Source organism: Reyranella sp. CPCC 100927 (assembly GCF_007859315.1).
Taxonomy (GTDB): domain Bacteria; phylum Pseudomonadota; class Alphaproteobacteria; order Reyranellales; family Reyranellaceae; genus Vineibacter.
In genome coordinates this window covers 1-1,388 of record NZ_VOHA01000062.1, presented here as the reverse complement: position 1 = coordinate 1,388, position 1,388 = coordinate 1, and the positions used below count along the sequence as shown (strand labels likewise).

The 1,388-nt window shown below is 65.2% G+C and carries 1 protein-coding gene; it reads right to left on the bottom strand.

Going from position 1 to position 1,388, the window contains the following annotated elements; all coding sequences use genetic code 11:
- Positions 1 to 175 precede the first annotated feature (175 nt).
- The gene (locus FQU96_RS41955) at positions 176 to 1,300 is read right to left on the bottom strand and encodes an IS4 family transposase (RefSeq protein WP_146547388.1); all 1,125 of its coding nucleotides are present in this window, start codon (positions 1,298 to 1,300) and stop codon (positions 176 to 178) included.
- Positions 1,301 to 1,388: the final 88 nt, after the last annotated feature.

The window sequence follows — 1,388 nt, the reverse complement described above, 5'->3', positions numbered from 1 at the left end:
CGCCCATAGGCGCTAACTTACGATAAACGGCGGGAAGGATCTCCTGCGTCGCCGTCGTGGCCGCTCGCAGAGGCAACGCTGGAGGTGTGGGGCGGATTTGACAATGTGCTCGGGCAGGATGTCGCCGAGGATACTGGCGATGATGGCGCGGGCAAGGAGATGAACCAGGCGCCAGTTATGCCGAGGCTGTTGAGGCAGCGATGCGGTGTGCAGAGGGGGGAGTATCCAGCGCCTCCGTGACGTGGTCATCAATGACCAGGGCGGCGATGAGGTGCGCCAACAGCCAAGTTCGGGCGAGTTCAGGGTGTTTGGCCTGCAGTTCATCGAAGTGCAGCAAGCTCTTGAGCCGCTTGAAGGCCAATTCGATCTGCCAGCGCAGACGGTAGAGTTCGAAGATCTGGTTGGCCGGCGCTTCCAGTGAACTCGCCAGGATGATGTAGCGCGCCGCCACCAGGCTGCGCGGGTCAGGCGTGCCGTTGCCGCGCTTGCAGCCCCGCCGTGCCGCCTTGTCGCGAATGCGCTTGATCTCGCGCGCCGCCTCTTGCGGCGGTTTGCGCCACACTAAGAGGCGGACCGGCACGATCTCACCGACATCGCTCACCGCCTGGGCGTGGAACTGTGCGCTAGCGGCACTACCCAGGCCCGCAAGACGGGCGGCCAGATCGAACGCTCGGCCGGCCGCGGTGCGCAGCGCCAGCGAGTTCCAGCCGATCCGAACCACAAAGTCGGCACCGTGGTTCACCACATGCGCCAGACCGCCGCCGTGGGCCAGCCCGCGATCCGCCACCCAGATCTCGCCTGCCGACACACGCGCCCGCTTCAGCGTTTCTCCGCCACGATCATCGGTCAGCTCGAAGTCATGCAGCCGGCCCACCTCGGGATCGTACGTCGCATGCAAACGCCAGTTCGCTCGCTCACTGCCGGGATGCGACACGGTCGTGGCATCGTACAGCCGCACCACGCGCCCCCAACGGCGCCACGATGTCATACCCACTCGGCACGCCAGCAGCTCTCCGGCCACTGTCTCCAACCAGTCGGCGCACCCTTGCAGGCGCTTCAGCACCGCTACGTCCGACATCTCGGCGATGCCCGATATCGAGGCCCACGCCGCCGTGCTGCGCAGCGACATCCGGCACGGCCCGTACGCCAGTGCCAGACGCAGCAGATCTCCGGCCTTCCTGATCTCCCGCCGACGGACCAGTGCTCCGCAGCGCTTCGCCGAGGCTTCAAGGCCTGCTTCTTGGCCGAACCGCTTCAGCAGACGGCTCCAGCCTACGTCCAGCGTCCTCTCACTCAACATCGCTTCAACTCACGCTGCGCTACTCAACCCCTACCTCTTTGAATCTCAACTCGTTCCCGCTGTCCAATGCTAAGTTAGCGCCTATGGG

What these genes read in the sequence shown, in the direction of transcription:
- FQU96_RS41955 (WP_146547388.1), bottom strand. Translation starts at nt 1,300, where the DNA reads ATGTTGAGTGAGAGGACGCTGGACGTAGGCTGGAGCCGTCTGCTGAAG.